Genomic DNA, 1193 nt, shown 5'->3' with positions numbered 1-1193 from the left:
GATTACGCAATGATCTTTGCCACGACGCCGGCGCCGACGGTACGGCCGCCTTCACGGATGGCGAAGCGCAGGCCTTCTTCCATGGCGATGGGGTTGATCAGCTTGACGGTGATCGACACGTTGTCGCCGGGCATCACCATTTCCTTGTCCGCGGGCAGCTCGATGGAGCCGGTCACGTCGGTGGTGCGGAAGTAGAACTGGGGACGGTAGTTGTTGAAGAAGGGGGTGTGGCGCCCGCCCTCGTCCTTGGACAGAACGTACACCTCGGCGGTGAAGTGCGTGTGCGGCTTGATGGAGCCGGGCTTGCACAGCACCTGGCCGCGCTCGACGTCTTCGCGCTTGGTGCCGCGCAGCAGCAGGCCCACGTTGTCGCCTGCCTGGCCCTGGTCGAGGAGCTTGCGGAACATTTCCACGCCGGTGACGGTGGTCTTTTGCGTGTCGCGGATGCCGACGATTTCGATTTCTTCGCCGACCTTGATGATGCCGCGCTCGACACGGCCCGTGACCACGGTGCCGCGGCCGGAGATGGAGAACACGTCTTCCACAGGCATCAGGAAGGCGCCGTCGACGGCGCGCTCAGGCGTGGGGATGTAGGTGTCCAGGGCCTCGGCCAGGCGCAGGATGGCGGGTTCGCCCTTGTCGGACTGGTCGCCTTCGAGGGCCAGCTTGGCGGAGCCGCGGATGATGGGGGTGTCGTCGCCGGGGAAGTCGTACTTGTCCAGCAGTTCGCGCACTTCCATTTCGACGAGCTCGAGCAGCTCTTCGTCATCGACCATGTCGCACTTGTTCAGGAACACGATGATGTAGGGCACGCCCACCTGGCGGGCCAGCAGGATGTGCTCGCGCGTCTGGGGCATCGGGCCATCGGCGGCCGAGCACACCAGGATGGCGCCGTCCATCTGGGCGGCACCGGTGATCATGTTCTTGACGTAGTCGGCGTGGCCGGGGCAGTCCACGTGGGCGTAGTGGCGCGAGGCGGTCTCGTACTCGACGTGCGAGGTGTTGATGGTGATGCCGCGGGCCTTTTCTTCGGGGGCGTTGTCGATCTGGTCGTAGCCCTTGGCTTCGCCGCCGAACTTCTTGGCCAGCACCGTGGCGATGGCTGCCGTCAGCGTTGTCTTGCCATGGTCCACGTGACCGATCGTGCCCACGTTCACGTGGGGCTTGGTACGTTCGAACTTACCTTTTGCCAT

1 protein-coding gene is annotated in these 1193 nt (G+C 64.5%); it reads right to left on the bottom strand.

Annotated elements, in window-relative coordinates; all coding sequences use genetic code 11:
• Positions 1-2: 2 nt before the first annotated feature.
• Complete coding sequence (tuf, locus tag AVS7_RS20425; protein ID WP_020229922.1) at positions 3-1193, bottom strand: elongation factor Tu; 1191 nt, start codon at positions 1191-1193, stop codon at positions 3-5.

The organism is Acidovorax sp. MR-S7 (assembly GCF_000400995.2).
GTDB lineage: Bacteria > Pseudomonadota > Gammaproteobacteria > Burkholderiales > Burkholderiaceae_C > MR-S7.
This window is presented reverse-complemented; position numbering and strand designations above follow the sequence as displayed.

Excerpts from the sequence above, each read along its gene's own strand:
- tuf (WP_020229922.1), bottom strand. The coding sequence starts at position 1,193 with ATGGCAAAAGGTAAGTTCGAACGTACCAAGCCCCACGTGAACGTGGGC.